The organism is Pseudarthrobacter defluvii (assembly GCF_030323865.1).
GTDB lineage: Bacteria > Actinomycetota > Actinomycetes > Actinomycetales > Micrococcaceae > Arthrobacter > Arthrobacter sedimenti.
Map to the genome: position 1 here is coordinate 3154769 of NZ_CP066362.1, position 14675 is coordinate 3169443.

15 protein-coding genes are annotated in these 14675 nt (G+C 65.9%); 7 read left to right on the top strand and 8 right to left on the bottom strand.

The window, feature by feature from the left end:
• Positions 1 to 75 precede the first annotated feature (75 nt).
• The gene (locus JCQ34_RS14635) at positions 76 to 1140 is read left to right on the top strand and encodes a sodium:calcium antiporter (protein ID WP_286398561.1); all 1065 of its coding nucleotides are present in this window, start codon (positions 76 to 78) and stop codon (positions 1138 to 1140) included.
• A 47-nt stretch (positions 1141 to 1187) separates the two neighbouring features.
• Here JCQ34_RS14635 and JCQ34_RS14640 read toward each other — a convergent pair whose 3' ends face one another.
• Entirely contained in the window at positions 1188 to 1712 is a 525-nt protein-coding gene (locus JCQ34_RS14640) for a DUF2127 domain-containing protein (RefSeq protein ID WP_286398563.1), read from the bottom strand.
• Positions 1712 to 3922 (bottom strand): transglycosylase domain-containing protein, encoded by a 2211-nt coding sequence (locus tag JCQ34_RS14645; RefSeq protein ID WP_286398565.1) that lies wholly within the window; start codon positions 3920 to 3922, stop codon positions 1712 to 1714. Before JCQ34_RS14645 ends, JCQ34_RS14640 begins: the two co-directional genes overlap by 1 nt.
• Before the next feature lie 216 nt (positions 3923 to 4138).
• Here JCQ34_RS14645 and JCQ34_RS14650 point away from each other — a divergent pair, with 216 nt between their 5' ends.
• From JCQ34_RS14650 to JCQ34_RS14660, 3 genes are all read left to right on the top strand, one after another.
• Positions 4139 to 4723, top strand: a complete 585-nt coding sequence (locus JCQ34_RS14650; protein WP_286398567.1) for a hypothetical protein — start codon at positions 4139 to 4141, stop codon at positions 4721 to 4723.
• Positions 4724 to 4799: 76 nt separating this feature from the next.
• On the top strand, positions 4800 to 5546 hold the full coding sequence (locus JCQ34_RS14655) for a YcnI family copper-binding membrane protein (protein WP_286398569.1): 747 nt from the start codon (positions 4800 to 4802) through the stop codon (positions 5544 to 5546).
• Positions 5530 to 6120, top strand: coding sequence for a copper resistance CopC family protein (locus JCQ34_RS14660; protein ID WP_286398570.1), 591 nt, complete (start codon positions 5530 to 5532; stop codon positions 6118 to 6120). The genes JCQ34_RS14655 and JCQ34_RS14660 overlap by 17 nt, the downstream gene beginning before the upstream one ends.
• Positions 6121 to 6229: 109 nt before the next feature.
• Here JCQ34_RS14660 and JCQ34_RS14665 read toward each other — a convergent pair whose 3' ends face one another.
• Both JCQ34_RS14665 and JCQ34_RS14670 read right to left on the bottom strand, forming a co-directional pair.
• On the bottom strand, positions 6230 to 6742 hold the full coding sequence (locus tag JCQ34_RS14665; protein WP_286398571.1) for a hemerythrin domain-containing protein: 513 nt from the start codon (positions 6740 to 6742) through the stop codon (positions 6230 to 6232).
• A 105-nt stretch (positions 6743 to 6847) separates the two neighbouring features.
• Positions 6848 to 7192, bottom strand: a complete 345-nt coding sequence (locus JCQ34_RS14670) for a hypothetical protein (protein ID WP_286398573.1) — start codon at positions 7190 to 7192, stop codon at positions 6848 to 6850.
• 136 nt (positions 7193 to 7328) lie between these two features.
• Here JCQ34_RS14670 and JCQ34_RS14675 point away from each other — a divergent pair, with 136 nt between their 5' ends.
• Positions 7329 to 8060 carry a hypothetical protein gene (locus JCQ34_RS14675; protein ID WP_286398574.1) on the top strand — a complete coding sequence of 244 codons (732 nt, stop codon included), beginning with the start codon at positions 7329 to 7331 and terminating at the stop codon, positions 8058 to 8060.
• 6 nt (positions 8061 to 8066) lie between these two features.
• On the opposite strand, the gene JCQ34_RS14680 is transcribed toward JCQ34_RS14675, so the two are convergent.
• Positions 8067 to 8936, bottom strand: a complete 870-nt coding sequence (locus JCQ34_RS14680) for a class II glutamine amidotransferase (protein ID WP_286398576.1) — start codon at positions 8934 to 8936, stop codon at positions 8067 to 8069.
• 21 nt (positions 8937 to 8957) lie between these two features.
• A complete protein-coding gene (locus JCQ34_RS14685; protein ID WP_286398578.1) occupies positions 8958 to 10358 on the bottom strand; it encodes a glutamate decarboxylase in 1401 nt (466 codons plus the stop codon).
• Positions 10359 to 10737: 379 nt separating this feature from the next.
• On the opposite strand from JCQ34_RS14685, the gene JCQ34_RS14690 reads away from it, so the two are divergent.
• Positions 10738 to 11745, top strand: coding sequence for an acetamidase/formamidase family protein (locus tag JCQ34_RS14690; protein WP_286398579.1), 1008 nt, complete (start codon positions 10738 to 10740; stop codon positions 11743 to 11745).
• Positions 11746 to 12170: 425 nt separating this feature from the next.
• Here the strand turns inward: JCQ34_RS14690 and JCQ34_RS14695 are convergent, their stop codons facing one another.
• A complete protein-coding gene (locus tag JCQ34_RS14695; protein WP_286398581.1) occupies positions 12171 to 13103 on the bottom strand; it encodes a lipid kinase in 933 nt (310 codons plus the stop codon).
• A gap of 239 nt (positions 13104 to 13342) precedes the next feature.
• Here JCQ34_RS14695 and JCQ34_RS14700 point away from each other — a divergent pair, with 239 nt between their 5' ends.
• Positions 13343 to 14104 (top strand): glycosyltransferase family 2 protein, encoded by a 762-nt coding sequence (locus JCQ34_RS14700; RefSeq protein ID WP_286398583.1) that lies wholly within the window; start codon positions 13343 to 13345, stop codon positions 14102 to 14104.
• 10 nt (positions 14105 to 14114) lie between these two features.
• Here the strand turns inward: JCQ34_RS14700 and idi are convergent, their stop codons facing one another.
• The gene (gene idi, locus JCQ34_RS14705; protein WP_434738914.1) at positions 14115 to 14663 is read right to left on the bottom strand and encodes an isopentenyl-diphosphate Delta-isomerase; all 549 of its coding nucleotides are present in this window, start codon (positions 14661 to 14663) and stop codon (positions 14115 to 14117) included.
• Positions 14664 to 14675 lie beyond the last annotated feature (12 nt).

Below are 14675 nucleotides of genomic sequence, written 5' to 3' on the forward strand. Positions count from 1 at the left end.
CAAATGCAGTTCCTGTTCCCGTCCATGGGTATCTGTTTCCTTGGGAGGCAGGGCGCCGCCCGGGAAGGGAGAGGCATGGAGTCGCTGCCCCTGGCAGTTCTGTTACTGATTTTCGCCGGTGCCGCAGCGGTGATCTGGGTGGCGGGAATCCAGCTTTCCAAACAGACGGATGTTCTTGATGACCGGCTGCACCTGGGGTCGGCGCTGGGAGGCCTCATCCTGCTTGCCGTTGCCACGAACCTGCCGGAGATCGCCATTACGGTCAGCGCGGCCGCTTCCAACAACATCGGGGTGGCCGTGGGCAACATTCTGGGCGGCATCGCCATCCAGACTGTCGTGCTGGTCATCCTCGACGTATTCGGAACAAGAGGCACTGACCCCCTCAGCTACAAGGCGGCATCCCTGACGCTCGTCATCGAAGCGGTCACCGTCATCGCAGTCCTGGGCGTAGTGATCGCCGGCAGCCAGATGCCGAACTCGCTGGTGGGACTGCGCCTGACGCCGGCCGCTGTGCTGATCGCCGTGATCTGGATCCTCGGATTAATCCTGGTCCAACGGTCCCAGAAAGGCCTTCCCTGGCATCAGCAAGGAGACGCGCCCGGCGGGCAGGACGAGCCCCAGGGCCATTCCAAGAAGAAGGCCAACGACAAGAACCGGCACATCAGCACGGGCAAGTCTGCCCTGATCTTCGCCGTCGCGGCACTGGCCACCCTGGGCGCAGGCGTGGTGCTGGAGCGCAGCGGCGATGCGATCGCCGGGCACATCGGGCTTTCTGGCGTCCTCTTCGGTGCGACTTTCCTGGCCCTGGCCACGTCCCTGCCCGAAATTTCCACCGGACTGGCATCGGTGAAGCAGGGCGACTACAAGCTGGCCTTCAGCGACATCTTTGGCGGCAATGCGTTCCTGCCCGTCCTCTTCCTTGTCGCAGTCCTGATCACCGGCAAACCGGTGCTGCCCCAGGCCCAGGCCACCGACATCTACCTCACCGCCCTGGCGATCCTGCTCACCCTGGCCTACCTGCTGGGCCTCCTCTTCCGCCCGAAAAAGAAGCGTCTGGGCATGGGAGCCGATTCCTTGGTCGTCCTGGTCCTCTACCTCGTCGGGGTGGCCGGACTTTTCGCCGTGGCCACCATGTCCTGACTGCGAGACCGTTTTTCCCGGCGTGCCCTGCGGCAAAGCGCACTCTCTCAGCGGGACGACCGCGGCCTTGCCGCTTCGTCCTCAGGCGTCCGGCCCTGGGACCGCAGCATCCGGTACTCGCGCCAGGTAATCCACACGATGAAGATGTCGAACGCGGTGAGGAGCACCATGCCCCAGGAGAACGACACCGAGATCCGGTACAGCTGGTAGGCGATGAAGAGCAGCAGGAAGGCGATCATCCACGGGTAGGCCCACAGCTTTTCCTTCAGGACGGCCCACACCAGGACGATCTTCACCACGCCGTGCAGAAGGAGGTAGACAGCGCCAAACAACGACGCCGACCCCGAAAGGTTGGCGGTCATGTGCAGCAGGCTGTTGGCCACGAAGTCCCGGGGATCCTGGGCGAGTTCATGCTGGGTAAGGAACCGGGCCACATCGCCGATCTGCGCTGGAGTGACCAGCAAAAGGAGGATCCCACCGATCAGTTCCAGGACCCCGTCCAGGCCTTTGAGGAGCAGCGAGATGCGGAAGGTCCTGTCGAGCACGGTGGTTCGAGATCGTGCTTCTTCCATCAGTTGCTCTTGGTCCGCTGTCCTGCGGGGTCGCTGATGAGGTTCTGCGGCGGCGCGTCGAAGTTTCCGTGGTCGTAAAGGCCCACTACGCCCTGCATGTACTGGGCCCATTGCGGACCAGCGATGAATGCCCCGTCCACGGCCGGATAGAACTTGCCGTTGACGGTGATGTTGCGGCCCAACCGGTCCGAGCCGCCACTGAAGGGATCGCCGAAGAAGGATGCCGTGGCCAGACCTTTCGTGTAGCCCACCACCCAGGTCTGGTTGTTCCATTCATTGGTGCCGGTCTTTGCAGCATCCGGTACCCCGAGTTTCTGCGGAATCAGCAGGCCGGAGCCTTTGGTGAGGACGTCCTGGAGGACGTTGGTGACAGCCTTGGCAACATCGGGTTTCAGCGCTCCGGCCTGGCAGGAGGATGTTTGTCCCCCGATCTTTTTGCCCAGGGCGTCGTCCACTTCCGTGATGGAAATGGGGCTGCAGTAGGTGCCGTTGGCCGCGAAGGTGGCGAACGCGTTCGCCATGGTCAGGGGTGCCACGTTCTGGCTGCCCAGAATGTTTCCCAGGGTTGAGAGGTCGATCTTCTCGTCTTTTCCGCTGCCCAGGTGCAGGCCGATGGCGTCTGCGGCGCGCTGGACGTCGCAGAAATCATTGAGCCCGGCGAGGGAGGCGAACGTGGCCGTGTTGATCGACTGGTAGATGCCTTCCCGAACCGTCATGGGCCGGTACCAGTTAGGCTCATCGTTCTGCAGGTCCGAAGAGTCCCGCACGGTGCTGTCGAACCAGCCCTGCACAGGATGGCAAGTTGTCTTCCACGGGTAGTAGATGCCGTAGCGCCGCTTGGAGGCGTCAACGATCTGGTTGGTTGACTTACCCTCGCCAAGCCACGCCGCCAGGGTCACCGGCTTCATGGTGGAACCGGGCTGCATGCCGCCCACACCACCCAGGCTGTTTCCGGCCGCGTCGCTGCCGTCCACGTTGAAGTTGTAGTCGGAGACGAATCCGGCGCCTTGGCCGGGTAGTTTTCGTGAATTCTGTGCCATGGACAGGACTTTTCCGGTGCCCGGCTCGATCGTTACCAGCGAAGCGCCCCACTTGTCCGGGTTCGCGCCGGCAGTGGCGTCCACCTGGGCCTGGGCCGGCCCCTGCAGCCGGGGATCCAGGGTGGTCTTGATGGTCAGGCCGCCGGCCATGATCTTCTGGTCGCGGTCGTCCAGGGTAGCGCCATACGCCGGGTCATTCTCGATCTGGTGGATGACGTAGTCGCAGAAGTACTGCGCCTGGGGAGCATAGGCGCAACCCTGCTTCGGTGGGTTGACCTTGAGCTGGATGGGCGTGTTGACGGCGTCGTCGTGTTGCTGCTGGTTGATGTAGCCGTGCTGCAGCATCGCGTCCAGCACCAGGTCGCGCCGGGACTTGGAGGCCTCGGGGTGGACGGTGGGATCGAACAGTGAAGGGCCGTTGACCAGGCCGGCGAGCAGTGCCGCCTGGGGCAGGGTAAGGTCCTTGGCGTCAACGGAGAAGAAGTACTGGCTGGCGGCCTGGATGCCGTACGCGTTGCTGTTGAAACCCACCACGTTCAGGTATCCGGCCAGGATCTGGTCCTTGGAGTACTTCTCCTCAAGGCCGATGGCGAGCTTCATCTCCTGGATCTTCTGGTTCACGCCTTTTTGCCCGTTGAGCACCACCTGGGCGTCCTTGCCCTGGGCGATCAGGTTTTCGTTGAGCATGTTGGTGACGTACTGCTGGGTCAGCGTCGATGCGCCCTGGTGCCCGCCGGCGGCGTCCACCGCCAGTGCCCGGAAGATGCCTTCGGGATCAATGCCGCCGTGCTGGTAGAACCGGTAGTCCTCGATCGCCACGATCGCGTTCTTGATGTTGGGGGACATCTGGTCCAGGGGAATCCGGGTCCGGTTCTCGTTGAAAAGGGTGGCAATCTGGGATCCATCCGCGGCAAGCACCCGCGTCATCTGTGCCGGGGGCGCGGAGAACACGTCGTTGGGGAGGTTGGTGGTCAGCGCCTGGGATCCGCCCGCCACCACCGTCTCCGTCACGGCTGCTGCCGGCATCATCAGGCCGGCAACAAGGGCCCCGCAAACGGCGCTGACGGCAAGGAAGCCCACAAACCAGCCCAGCGTGATCCCGGCGACGCGCAACGGGTTCCGGCGCTCGGACGGATGGGACGTGGATTGGGAAGGAACTCCCTTGGGCATGCGTGTCTCCGGTTCTCGCATCGAATTGCTGCAGTGGTGGCAACCGGCTTTCACCCTACTCTTCAAGTCTGGGGCACTCCTGAATGGCGCACGGGGAGCACAGTGTGCGTCACGGCCGGCGGGACTGCCCGGCAAAGGGCCCCCGATTACCGTGCACGCCGGGGCCGAACCTAAAGTAGATACCGGCAATATCGAGGTGGAAGGGTGGCGAATGGCATGAGTGCCCCGTTGCGCTTCCCCCGCGCCATGGCTGTTACGACGGCGATGATCACCTTGGCTGCCGGCGCCCACGTCATGGCCGGCGGCTCGCTGCCCCAGCCCGTAATCTTCCTGGGGCTTGTGGCGCTGGTGCTGGCTCCGGTCATGATCCTGGCCAGGTTCAAAGTGGCCGCGCCCGCCATGGCCGGGCTCCTGGTGGCCAGCCAGTTGATTCTTCACGAGGCTTTTGGCGCCCTGTCCGTGTCCGCAGGATCCCAGCACGTCGCCGTCGGCCATCTGCACGGCTCCGGGCCGGTGCTGCCCGCAACTGCACTCACCCCGGATTACGCGGTTCCCAGCACGCTGATGCTGGTCCTTCACGCCGCGGCAACACTGGCCACTGCTTTGGTGCTGGCGCGGGGCGAGGCAGCTGTCTGGGCCCTCGCCGCGTGGCTCCGTCCCCTCATCCGGATCCTCACGCCGGTGGTCATCCCTGACTGGCCGCTCCAACCGGCGCCGCCCGCCGTCGTCGTCCTTTCCCGCTGGCGGAACCTCAGGCTTCCGGCCAGGCGTGGGCCGCCGCTGGTCCCCACCGCTCCCTGAGCGGCACGTGACATCCTGACCCGGGCCATTGCCGCGCCGGGTCCTGCCAGCACGCCCATTTCCTGGAAAGCATGCAATGAAAACAACACTTCGACGTACCCTGAAGTCCCTTGGCGCCGCCACCACAGCCGCGGGAATCATCGCCGCGGGGGCCACCGCCGCATCCGCCCACGTCAGCGTGGACCCGGACGATACCGGCGCCAACGGCTACTCGCACCTGACGTTCAATGTGCCCAACGAATCCCCCACCGCGAAGACCACCAAGCTCGAGGTGAAGCTGCCGGCGGACACCCCCTTCACCTCCGTTTCCGTCAAGCCGGTGGAGGGCTGGAGCGCCCAGGTCATCACCAGCGACCTGCCCAAGCCCGTAACAGTGGCCGGTGCCACGGTGACCAAGGCGCCGAGTTCCGTGGTGTGGACGGCCGATGAGGCGCACCAGTTGGCTCAGAACCAGTACCAGTCGTTCTCCCTGTCCGTGGGTAGGCTCCCGGCCGAAGGGACCACCGTGACGTTGAAGGCGGCGCAGTCCTACTCGGACGGCTCCGTAGTGAACTGGGACCAGGAAAAGACCGAGGGACAGCCCGAGCCCAAACATCCGGCCCCGTCCTTCACCACCACCGTCGAGGACAGTACGACGGCGGCTGCCGCATCGGCAGCGCCGGCTGCGGAACCAGCGGCCCAAGTCTCCCCTGCGTCCAGTAATGCGGCTTCCGTCTGGGGAATCGTGCTGGGCGCTGCCGGACTGGTCCTCGGTGCCACTGCCTTGGGGCTTGTCCTCGCCGGGCGGCGCGTGAAAGGAGCTGGCCTTGAAAACGGAAAATAACAACCGGCGGAGCTGGCCCGCACGGCTCCTGCTCACGCTCGCCACGGCAGCGTTCCTGGTGCTTCCCGCGGCCGCGGCCCAGGCCCACGACGCCCTCGAATCCAGCGATCCGGCCGACGGCGCCACGGTCCAAAGCGTTCCGGCCAAGATCGGCCTGACCTTCGACCGCACCCCGATTGCTCTCAATTCGATTGTGCGGGTGGAAGACTCCGCAGGCACGGATCAGGCGGACGGTGCGGTGGAGATCGTGGACAACCACGTCACCCAGGCGGTCAAGGCAGGAGCGCCGGCCGGCAAGTACACCGTGGTGTGGCGGGTGGTCTCCTCGGACGGGCACCCCATCGAGGGAACCTTCACCTTCACCGCGAACAGTGCGAACGCCGGGGGCAGTGCAGTCGGTGCCGGCGCAAGCAGTGCGGCGCCCACGACGGCGGCGCCCGCCCAGGCAGCCACACAGTCTGGCCAGGTGCCGTGGGCCCTGGTGGGCGGCATAGCCGCGGTCCTGGTCCTCGCGCTGGTGGTGACGGCCATCTTCGTCAGGCGCCGGCTCCAGAGTTCCGACCCCGAGCAGTAAGCCGAACCAAGGCTGGTTCGACGCCCGGACGGACAAAGCCGGTCACCCTGCAGCTGTTCAGCTGCAGGGTGACCGGCTTTAACAGCAGTGCGACTGGATGCAGCCGCCCCTATTCGTGTTCTTGGACGTACTCATCGGGGTCGATGTCGTGGGATTCGATGCCGCCGGCGTGGGCTGACTCGAAGATGCTGAAGGACAGTCCAAGCCGGTGGCGCAGTTCCAGGGAGGCGTGCTGCCGGAAGTCGGTCAGGCCTTCACGCTCCTCCTCTGCCATGTGGTCGCCGTTGGCTTCATTGAGCTTTGCCATCGCGTCCCACCACTGCGGTGTGCCGGCCGCGTGGCGGGTAACTTCACCGATGGCGTCCCGGATCTCGTTGTGGTCGTGAATGGCGTCTTCGGTTTCATCCCCGGCGGAATCCTTTCCGCCTGCCCCAGTCCCCAATTCCATGAGTTCGGGATAAAACAGTTCCTCTTCTGCTTTGGCATGTACTTCCAGCAGGATGCGGAGCTGTTTCCACACAGGTTCCAGGTCTGAGGGTTCGCACCCATGCATTTCGTCGAGCAGGGCGAACCGCCGCCGCTGCTCGTGGTGGTCATTCAAAATCACTTCAACGATGTCCATGATGGACCTTTCGGCAGGATCAGCGCGCCCGGGTGAGCCACCAAGCCATCCTTACAGATGCCCGGGCACTGCGGCAGGTCCCGCCGCGCCCCCTTCAGCGCCGGTTCAGGCGGCGGACCGCCGGATGGTGACTATTCGCGCCGCCACCCCGGCGATGACAAGAGCGATTCCCAGCGCAAGCAGGGCCCACACAGGGACGGAATCGGCATCAATGCTACGGTAGCAGGCGGCCGCCGCCCCGCCGCCGCCCTGCTGCTGGTCGAGCAGTTCAGCTGCCCGGCTGTTCGGAACCAAGGGGCTGCCGCAGAGCGGGCCGGCCGGCTGCAGCCCGATGACGAAACCCAGAATGTACACGTCCAGTCCGGCGGCAGCGATCCACATCCACATGCGCCGCTGCCAAAGCCCCTGTTTACCGCCCATAAGGGGCTTCGTCAGAAAAACATGCGCCATGGTCCGAGCATAATCCGCACCCCTGACAGAGGTAAGGACCAAGGTGTTTTTCAGCTTTTCCCCAGTCTTTGCTCCTACAGTGAACCGTGCCGGTCACTGGGTCCGGCGTGCACGCGCAAGTTGGGAAGGACACAACGTGGTGAAGCCGTCAATTCCGTCAATCAAAGCCCGCATCGGAGTTGGGGCGGCAGCAGTCCTGGCCGCCGGTGCCATGGCCGCTGCTGGCGTCGGTGCCGCGTCCGCGTCCCCCACATCCACTCCCACTTCAACAGCTTCCCCCGCGGTCACCGCCAAGGCCCACACGCCAAAGGGCTCGGGAGGCCTGGAGGCGTTCCTTAGCCTGAAGGCGGACAGCCCGCAGGCAGCCGGGGACCGCGCGGCAAAGGCAGCCACCGCCCTGGTGAACCACCCGCAGCTTTTCGCAAAGCTCCCCGCTGCGCTCCAGGCGGACGTGACCACCCTCAAGGACGCCCCTGAGGCCGATCGGGTGAAGGACGCCTACAAGATCAAGACCACCGCCCTGTCCGGCGGGTACGGCGCAGAGATCCAGAAGCGCGCCGACGCGGCGGAGAAGGCCGCCACCAGCCTGGCCGGCCTGCGCCAAGAGCTGCGCACCGCGTTCAGCTCCGGCAACCCGGGCGCCGGGCTCCAGCAGGTGGCCAGCCAGCTGATCGGCCACCCGAAGCTGTTCGCCAAGCTCCCCGCGAACCTGCAGGCGGACCTGACGGCGCTCAAGAACGCCGCCCCGGCTGACCTGGACGCCCAGGCGAACAAAATCAAGGACACCGCGGTCAACGGCGGTTACGGCACCAAGGTCCAGAAGATGGCCGAAGCACTGGCGAAGAAGGCTGCAACCCCCAACACCTAAACCCCGTCAGGACATTTGCGACGCCGCCGCGGACGGTTCCAGGTCGGCGAGCGTGAGCGGGTACGCAGGTTGGTCCGGGAACGGAAAGGTGCAGGCCACCGCCAGGTCCGGGCCAACGTGCACCAGCTCCCCCGGAGACAGGGGGCGCCAGCCGGGGTTGTGGTTCATCGGTTCGGTGGCAAAGAGAACCGAGCGCACCGCCGAGAGCTCCGTGCTTCGTGAACGGATCCGGTGGCTTCGCGCGTCCAGCGGTGCCGCCGGAGCGGGCTCGGCTGCCGGGTCCCTTTCCAGGATGTACAACGGGTGGGTTGCCGGGTAGCGGAGCGCCCAAAGGTCCGTCGCCGTCGTGATAATGATGTTCAGGGCCAAGACGGGCAGCTCGGCGGCGATCCACCCCACCGCCCGGACAATGCCCTCCGCCACGTCCCCGGTGGCCCTGCGGGTCTCGGCCGTAATCAGGGCGAAGAGGCGTTCACTGTCGGTCTGGCCCTGCACCAGCTCCGCCACGCCAAGCTCTGCAAGGCGCGCATCCAGCCGGTCCAGGCCGTGGAACGCGCCGTTGTGGGCGAACAGCCGGCCGTCCTGTTCGAACGGGTGCGTGTTCACCATGGTGTGCGCCCCGGTGCTGGCGTAGCGGACATGGGCCAGGAAGGTGGTGCTCAGCAGCTGCCGCGCTTCGCGGGCAAAGGCGTGGTCCTCCCATGCGGCGAGCGGCCGTTTGCTGACCCGCGCGCCGCCGTCGGTATCAAAGCTTCCGATCCCCGCGCCGTCGGGCTCCCTCCTGCTCTGCTCGGACAGGCTGTCCGGGGCGTCCAGCAGCCAGAAGGTGGCGCGGACGGGCCGGGACCCGGCGTGCAGCCCGAACAGTCGGCACACGTGGCACTCCTTTAATAAGGGCTAGTGGTGGAACGCTTCCTTCTGTTGCCCGTCGGGCATGGGCGCCGTCAGGGCATCCAGGTAGGCCACTTCTTTGTTGAAGTCGGTCAGGAAGCTGGCGGCCAGGTCGCGGGTGAAGCCGTTGCGGACCACGATCCGCTGCACCGTGATGTCGGCGAGCCCTTCCGGCAGCGGGTAGGCCGGGACCAGCCAGCCGTTCATGCGCAGGCGTTCGGAGAGGTGGTGCAGGTTCCAGTTCTTGGTGTGGCCGTCGGTGAGTTGCCAGGCGAAGACCGGGATGTCGGACCCGTCGCTCCACAGGGTGAAGGCGTCCATGGCCCCGATCTCGTGCGAGAGGTACAGCGCAACGTCGCGGGAGCTTGCCTGGACGGACTTGTAGCCGGCGAAGCCCAGCCGGAGGAAGAGGTAGTACTGCAGCAGAACCTGCGCGCCGGGCCGGGAGAAGTTCAGGGCGAAGGTGGGCATGTCGCCGCCCAGGTAGCTGACGTGGAACACGAGGTCTTCGGGCAGGGACTGTTCGTCCCGCCACACCACCCAGCCCAGGCCCGGATAGACCAGCCCGTACTTGTGCCCGGACGTGTTGATGGAGGCCACCCTGGAGAGCCGGAAATCCCACACCAGCTCCGGATTGAGGAAGGGCGCCACCATGGCCCCGGAGGCACCGTCCACGTGGATGGGGATGTCCAGGCCGGTGTCAGCCTGGACGCGGTCAAGCGCGGCGCTGATCTGCTCCACGGGTTCGTAGGCGCCGGTGTAGGTGACGCCCATGATGGCCACTACTCCGATGGTGTTTTCGTCCACGTACCGTTCCAGGTCGTGACCGTCCAGCGTGGGATGTTCGGCGGAGACGGGCACGTAGCGGGCTTCCACGTCCCAGTAGTTGCAGAACTTCTCCCAGCACACCTGCATGGCGGAGCTGAGGACAATGTTGGGCGCCTCCGTGGGCTTCTTCTCGGCGCGACGGCGGTGCTGCCACCGGCGTTTGAGCGCCAGTCCGCCCAGCATGCATGCTTCGGAGGACCCGACAGTGGAGGTGCCGATGGCCGCGGCAGGATCCGGTGCATTCCACAGGTCCGCGAGCATCCGCCAGCACCGGGTCTCGATCAGTGCCGTCTGTGGGTATTCGTCCTTGTCGATCATGTTCTTGTCGAACGTTTCGGCGTACAGCTGCGAGGCTTCCTTCTCCATCCACGTGCCCACGAACGTGGCCAGGTTCAGGCGCGAGTTGCCGTCCAGCATCACCTCGTCGTGAACCACCTGGTAGGCGGTGGCGGGCAGGGATTCCCCGTCCGGGATAGTGAACCGCGGAAAGATGGTGGCTTCCCCGGGTCGGCTGAACAGCGGGTTCAGCTCCACGCTCGTTTCGGGCTGGTGCCGTACGCTCCGGTGTGACCTCGTCATGTCCAGTTCCTTCGGCCGCCGTCGTTGCAGCCACGCGCACGCCGCTGCACTTCCGCTGTTCCCAGCACTCCGTATTATTCATGTCCCCGGCGCAAACGGCACCAGATTTCTCGGGCATGTGCCGAGCGGAAGTACGACGACGGCACGCACCAGCGCGCCGGCCCGCACCCCGGATTTCGACGCGCACCTGCGGTTTCGACGCGCAGATTCCTTTTCGCGGCCCGAATCTGGGGTGCGAAAAGGAAGGCGCACCGCGAAAAGGAGGAAGCGAGTCGTGGCTGCTTGCGGCCGTCCTGTGTAAGACCGGGCGGATGGGTAAGAAGGAAGTACCAATTACGACGGCGGCAGGGGAACCTGAAGCAGCGGAGGTTCATAAAAGATGGTTGTCCACAAACTTGCGCCCCAGCCGGGCGAATACTCCTACGTGTTCGGCGGCCGGGAACCGATGATCGGCATCAAGCCCGGCGACATCGTGGAGGTCAGTACCGAGGACTGCTTCGGCGGCCGAGTCACCTCCCCCGACCAGCTGCCCAGCGAGGCGGTGCCCTTCAACGAGATGAACCCGGTCTCGGGGCCCATCCAGGTGGAAGGTGCGGAACCGGGTGACATGCTCGCGGTCCACTTCGTGTCCATCGTGCCGGCCAGGAAGTACGCGGTGTCCTGCGTGCTGCCGCAGTTCGGCGCCCTGACGGGAACGCGTGAGACAGCCATGCTCAATGAGTCGCTGGAGGAACGCGTCTGGTTCTATGACATCGACCTGGAGAGTTGGACCGCGTCGTTCAAGGCGCGGAACTCGGACTTCCGGCTGCAGCTGCCGCTGGACCCCATGCACGGCACAGTTGGTGTCGCTCCCGCCGGCGGCGAGGTACGGCTGGTCATGACGCCGTCCACGCACGGCGGAAACATGGACACCCCGGAAGCCCGCGCCGGGACCACGCTGTACCTGCCGGTCAACGTGGCCGGGGCCATGCTCTCCCTGGGTGACGGCCATGCCCGCCAGGGCGAGGGCGAAGTCTGCGGCACCGGCCTGGAGTCGGCAATGAACTCGGTGATCGCGGTGGACCTCATCAAGGAGGGCGCCGCAGCGTGGCCCCGCCTGGAGAACGACGACTACATCATGAGCACGGGTTCCACCCGCCCCTTGGAGGATGCGTACCGGATCAGCCAGAAAGACCTCATCGCCTGGACCTCGGACCTTACCGGCATGGACATGCTGGACTCGTACCAGTTGGTCAGCCAGATGGGCCTCGCCCCGGCGGCCAACGTCTGCGATCCGAACTACACGATGGTTGCCAAGCTTCCCAAGTGGACGCTGCAGGGCGCCCAGGCCTACGGCGGTGCCCACAGCCGCCTGCGGAAGGCAGCTGAGGACTACACCTCGCGGTAGGAACAGTCACCGAACAATGGAAGCGCGGCAGGTCTCTCGCCAGACCCGCCGCGCTTCTGCGTTTCGCGGCCCTGGCCCAGTACACGGGACCTGCGAAATTTGCGCCGACCTTGATGCAATCTTGACCGAATCTCTGCAGGTCCTTGAGGTCCTCCCTCCAAAGTGATGCGTGAAGGACGGGGAAGCAACCTTGATGCACCTGGGTACTGGGGCCCAGTCAACCCGCGCCTGCATCGGATAACACCGATGGTCTCAGAGCCTGGCGGCGCTAAGAAGCGGCGCCGCCAGGCAACCAATCCCCATTCCACACAGGCCAGGGGCCGACGGCGGAGGCAACGGGTCAGCGTCGATCCGAAAAAAGCCGTCGGCCCCCACATCCCTCGAAGAAGTACGACGGCGGCACGCATCGGCCGCGGAGGCTCCAGCTACCCGTCGAGTCGGGCCGCCGTGCTGTATTGCGGCACCACCACGTGCACGGCGTTGCGGTCAATGGTGAAGTCCACGGGCGTGGCCGTGGCGATCTCGCCGTCGAGGTTCACCGGCATTGGCGGCTCTGTCACCAGCCGGACGCGTTGCGTGGTCAGGTGGTACACGCCGTCGCGCTCAACGAAGCTGCCGTCCTTGAGCAGGCGGGCGATCCGCACATGCTCCCGAAGCGGCGCCCCCGGGATGGCGTAGAGGTCCAGGGTGTGGTCATCGATTCCCGCGGTGGGCGAGACCGCATTGCCGCCCCCGTAATGCCGGCCGTTGCCCACCGCCACCTGCAGCATGTTCTCCAGCTCCAGCGCTTGATGGTCCCCCTCGGGGAACTCGAGCCGGGCGCGGAAGTGCTTGTGCCGTGCATACGCGCGGACCGCGGCAACACCGTACGCCAAGGGACCCAGCCGCCGCTTCAGCCGCGGGCTCAGGCTCTCGGTCACCCCCACGGACAGGCCGACGGAGGCCACATTAAGGAAGGGCTCACCGTTGGCCCGGCCAAGATCGATGTCTACCACCTTCCCGTCCGCGAGCGCGACGCACGCCGCGTCAAGGTTGGCGGGAATCTCCAGCGTGCGGGCAAGATCGTTGGCCGTGCCCAGCGGAAGGACGCCCAACACGATTCCGGTTCCGGCAAACCGCCCGGCGGCGAAGGACACGGTGCCGTCGCCGCCACCGACAACCACCAGGTCATGTCCGTCGGCGGCAACACTGTCGAGTGTGGAAGCCAGGTCGGCGCCCGAGCGGACAAGGTGCACGGCGGAGATCGGCAGGCCGGCTTTCTGCAGCTTGCCGACCACCGGCTCCGGCCCCGCCGCGGCGAGGCGGGCACCGGCATTGATCACCAGGGCAACGGAGTCCGCGTCTCGGGCAGCCTTCATGGGGACAATCCTAGGTGGCGGAACCGGGAGACCCTCGCACGGGGCTGTCACTTCCGACGGCGAACCACCAGCACGATGTACAGGGCAACGCCCACTGCCACCAAGGCCCCGATGTTGACCCCGAAATTTGACCCATTCAGCATGCCGGAACTCCTCTGCGGCTTCGCCTTGCTCCTGACCACATCAGCTTACGTCCGGCCGTACAACGCGGTAAGCGGCAAACCGGCTAGCATCGGGGGATGCCGTCCCTCTCCGTGGTCATCCCGTGCAAGGATGACGGCCCGTTCCTGGAACACTGCCTCCAGGCCCTGCAATCCCAGACCATGGCTCCGCTGGAAATCATCGTGGTGGACAACAACTCCAGCGATGACACCGCCAAGATCGCAACAAAGCACGGCGCCCGGGTCCTCCACGAACACGTGCCCGGTATTGCCGCCGCAGCTTCCGCTGGATACGACGCCGCCCGCGGAGACGTCATCGTCCGCTGCGATGCGGACAGCATTCCCCCGGCCGACTGGCTGGAACGCATAAGCCGGCGCTTCCAGCAGGACCCGGACTTGGCCCTTCTCACGGGGCCGGGCGTCTTCTACGGCACCGGCCGGATCCGCAGCCGGCTCGCCGGAATCGCCTACATTCAGGCCTACTTCGTCCTCATGGGCGCGGCCATGGGCCACTGGCCGCCCTTCGGCTCCAACTGCGCCTTCCGCCACCAGGACTGGGAGCAGGCCCGCAGCAAAGTGAACCGGCTGGACACGGGAGTGCACGACGACGTCGACCTCGGCTTTGCGCTGGACCCCACCCGCCGCACGGCCTACGATCCCTCGCTGCAGGTTGGCATTTCGGCCCGCGCACTGGCCGGCGGCGCCGACGCGCGGCTGCGGTTCAAGCGCGCCTTCCACACGCTGGGCATCCACTGGCGGCAGCTGCCGCCGTGGGAGCGCTGGAAGGTGACGTTGAAGGCCCGGCGGGAGCGCCGCCGTCGTCCGTCATCCACCCGGTGACAAAAGGAACCTAGGCGCCGAACCGCTCCGGGTACAGCAGCGGAAGCTGAAGGGTTACCCACGGGCTGAAGGCCCAGGGGGTGGCGGCCACGGCGGCGGTGATCAGCGCGGGATCGGTCCACTGCCACTCCATGACCTCGTCGGCCCGGGGAGAAAGCGGTGACGCAGCGCGTGCCGTGAACACCGGGCAGATCTCGTTTTCCACCACGCCGGAGGCATCCACCGCCCGGTACCGGAAGTCCGGAACCCGCAGTTCGATGTCCGAGAGGGTCAGCCCAAGTTCGTACTCACCGCGGCGCCGCACGGCGTCCTCAAGCTCCTCGCCGGGCGCAGGATGACCGCAGAAGGAATTGGTCCAGACGCCGGGCCAGGTCAGCTTGGACAGGGCGCGGCGGGTGAGGAGGATGCGGCCGTCGGAGTCGTACACGTGGGCCGAGAAGGCCAGGTGCAGGGGTGTGGAGGAAGAGTGGACGGTGGCCTTGTCCTCGACGCCGACCGGTGTTCCGTCGTCGGCGGCCAGGACCACCTGCTCTGCATTCGCTTTCAATTGCCCTCCCATGGGTGCCCGTGT

What these genes read in the sequence shown, in the direction of transcription:
- JCQ34_RS14635 (WP_286398561.1), top strand. Translation starts at nt 76, where the DNA reads ATGGAGTCGCTGCCCCTGGCAGTTCTGTTACTGATTTTCGCCGGTGCC.
- JCQ34_RS14640 (WP_286398563.1), bottom strand. Translation starts at nt 1,712, where the DNA reads ATGGAAGAAGCACGATCTCGAACCACCGTGCTCGACAGGACCTTCCGC.
- JCQ34_RS14645 (WP_286398565.1), bottom strand. Translation starts at nt 3,922, where the DNA reads ATGCCCAAGGGAGTTCCTTCCCAATCCACGTCCCATCCGTCCGAGCGC.
- JCQ34_RS14650 (WP_286398567.1), top strand. Translation starts at nt 4,139, where the DNA reads ATGAGTGCCCCGTTGCGCTTCCCCCGCGCCATGGCTGTTACGACGGCG.
- JCQ34_RS14655 (WP_286398569.1), top strand. Translation starts at nt 4,800, where the DNA reads ATGAAAACAACACTTCGACGTACCCTGAAGTCCCTTGGCGCCGCCACC.
- JCQ34_RS14665 (WP_286398571.1), bottom strand. Translation starts at nt 6,742, where the DNA reads ATGGACATCGTTGAAGTGATTTTGAATGACCACCACGAGCAGCGGCGG.
- JCQ34_RS14670 (WP_286398573.1), bottom strand. Translation starts at nt 7,192, where the DNA reads ATGGCGCATGTTTTTCTGACGAAGCCCCTTATGGGCGGTAAACAGGGG.
- JCQ34_RS14685 (WP_286398578.1), bottom strand. Translation starts at nt 10,358, where the DNA reads ATGACGAGGTCACACCGGAGCGTACGGCACCAGCCCGAAACGAGCGTG.
- JCQ34_RS14690 (WP_286398579.1), top strand. Translation starts at nt 10,738, where the DNA reads ATGGTTGTCCACAAACTTGCGCCCCAGCCGGGCGAATACTCCTACGTG.
- JCQ34_RS14695 (WP_286398581.1), bottom strand. Translation starts at nt 13,103, where the DNA reads ATGAAGGCTGCCCGAGACGCGGACTCCGTTGCCCTGGTGATCAATGCC.
- JCQ34_RS14700 (WP_286398583.1), top strand. Translation starts at nt 13,343, where the DNA reads ATGCCGTCCCTCTCCGTGGTCATCCCGTGCAAGGATGACGGCCCGTTC.
- idi (WP_434738914.1), bottom strand. Translation starts at nt 14,663, where the DNA reads ATGGGAGGGCAATTGAAAGCGAATGCAGAGCAGGTGGTCCTGGCCGCC.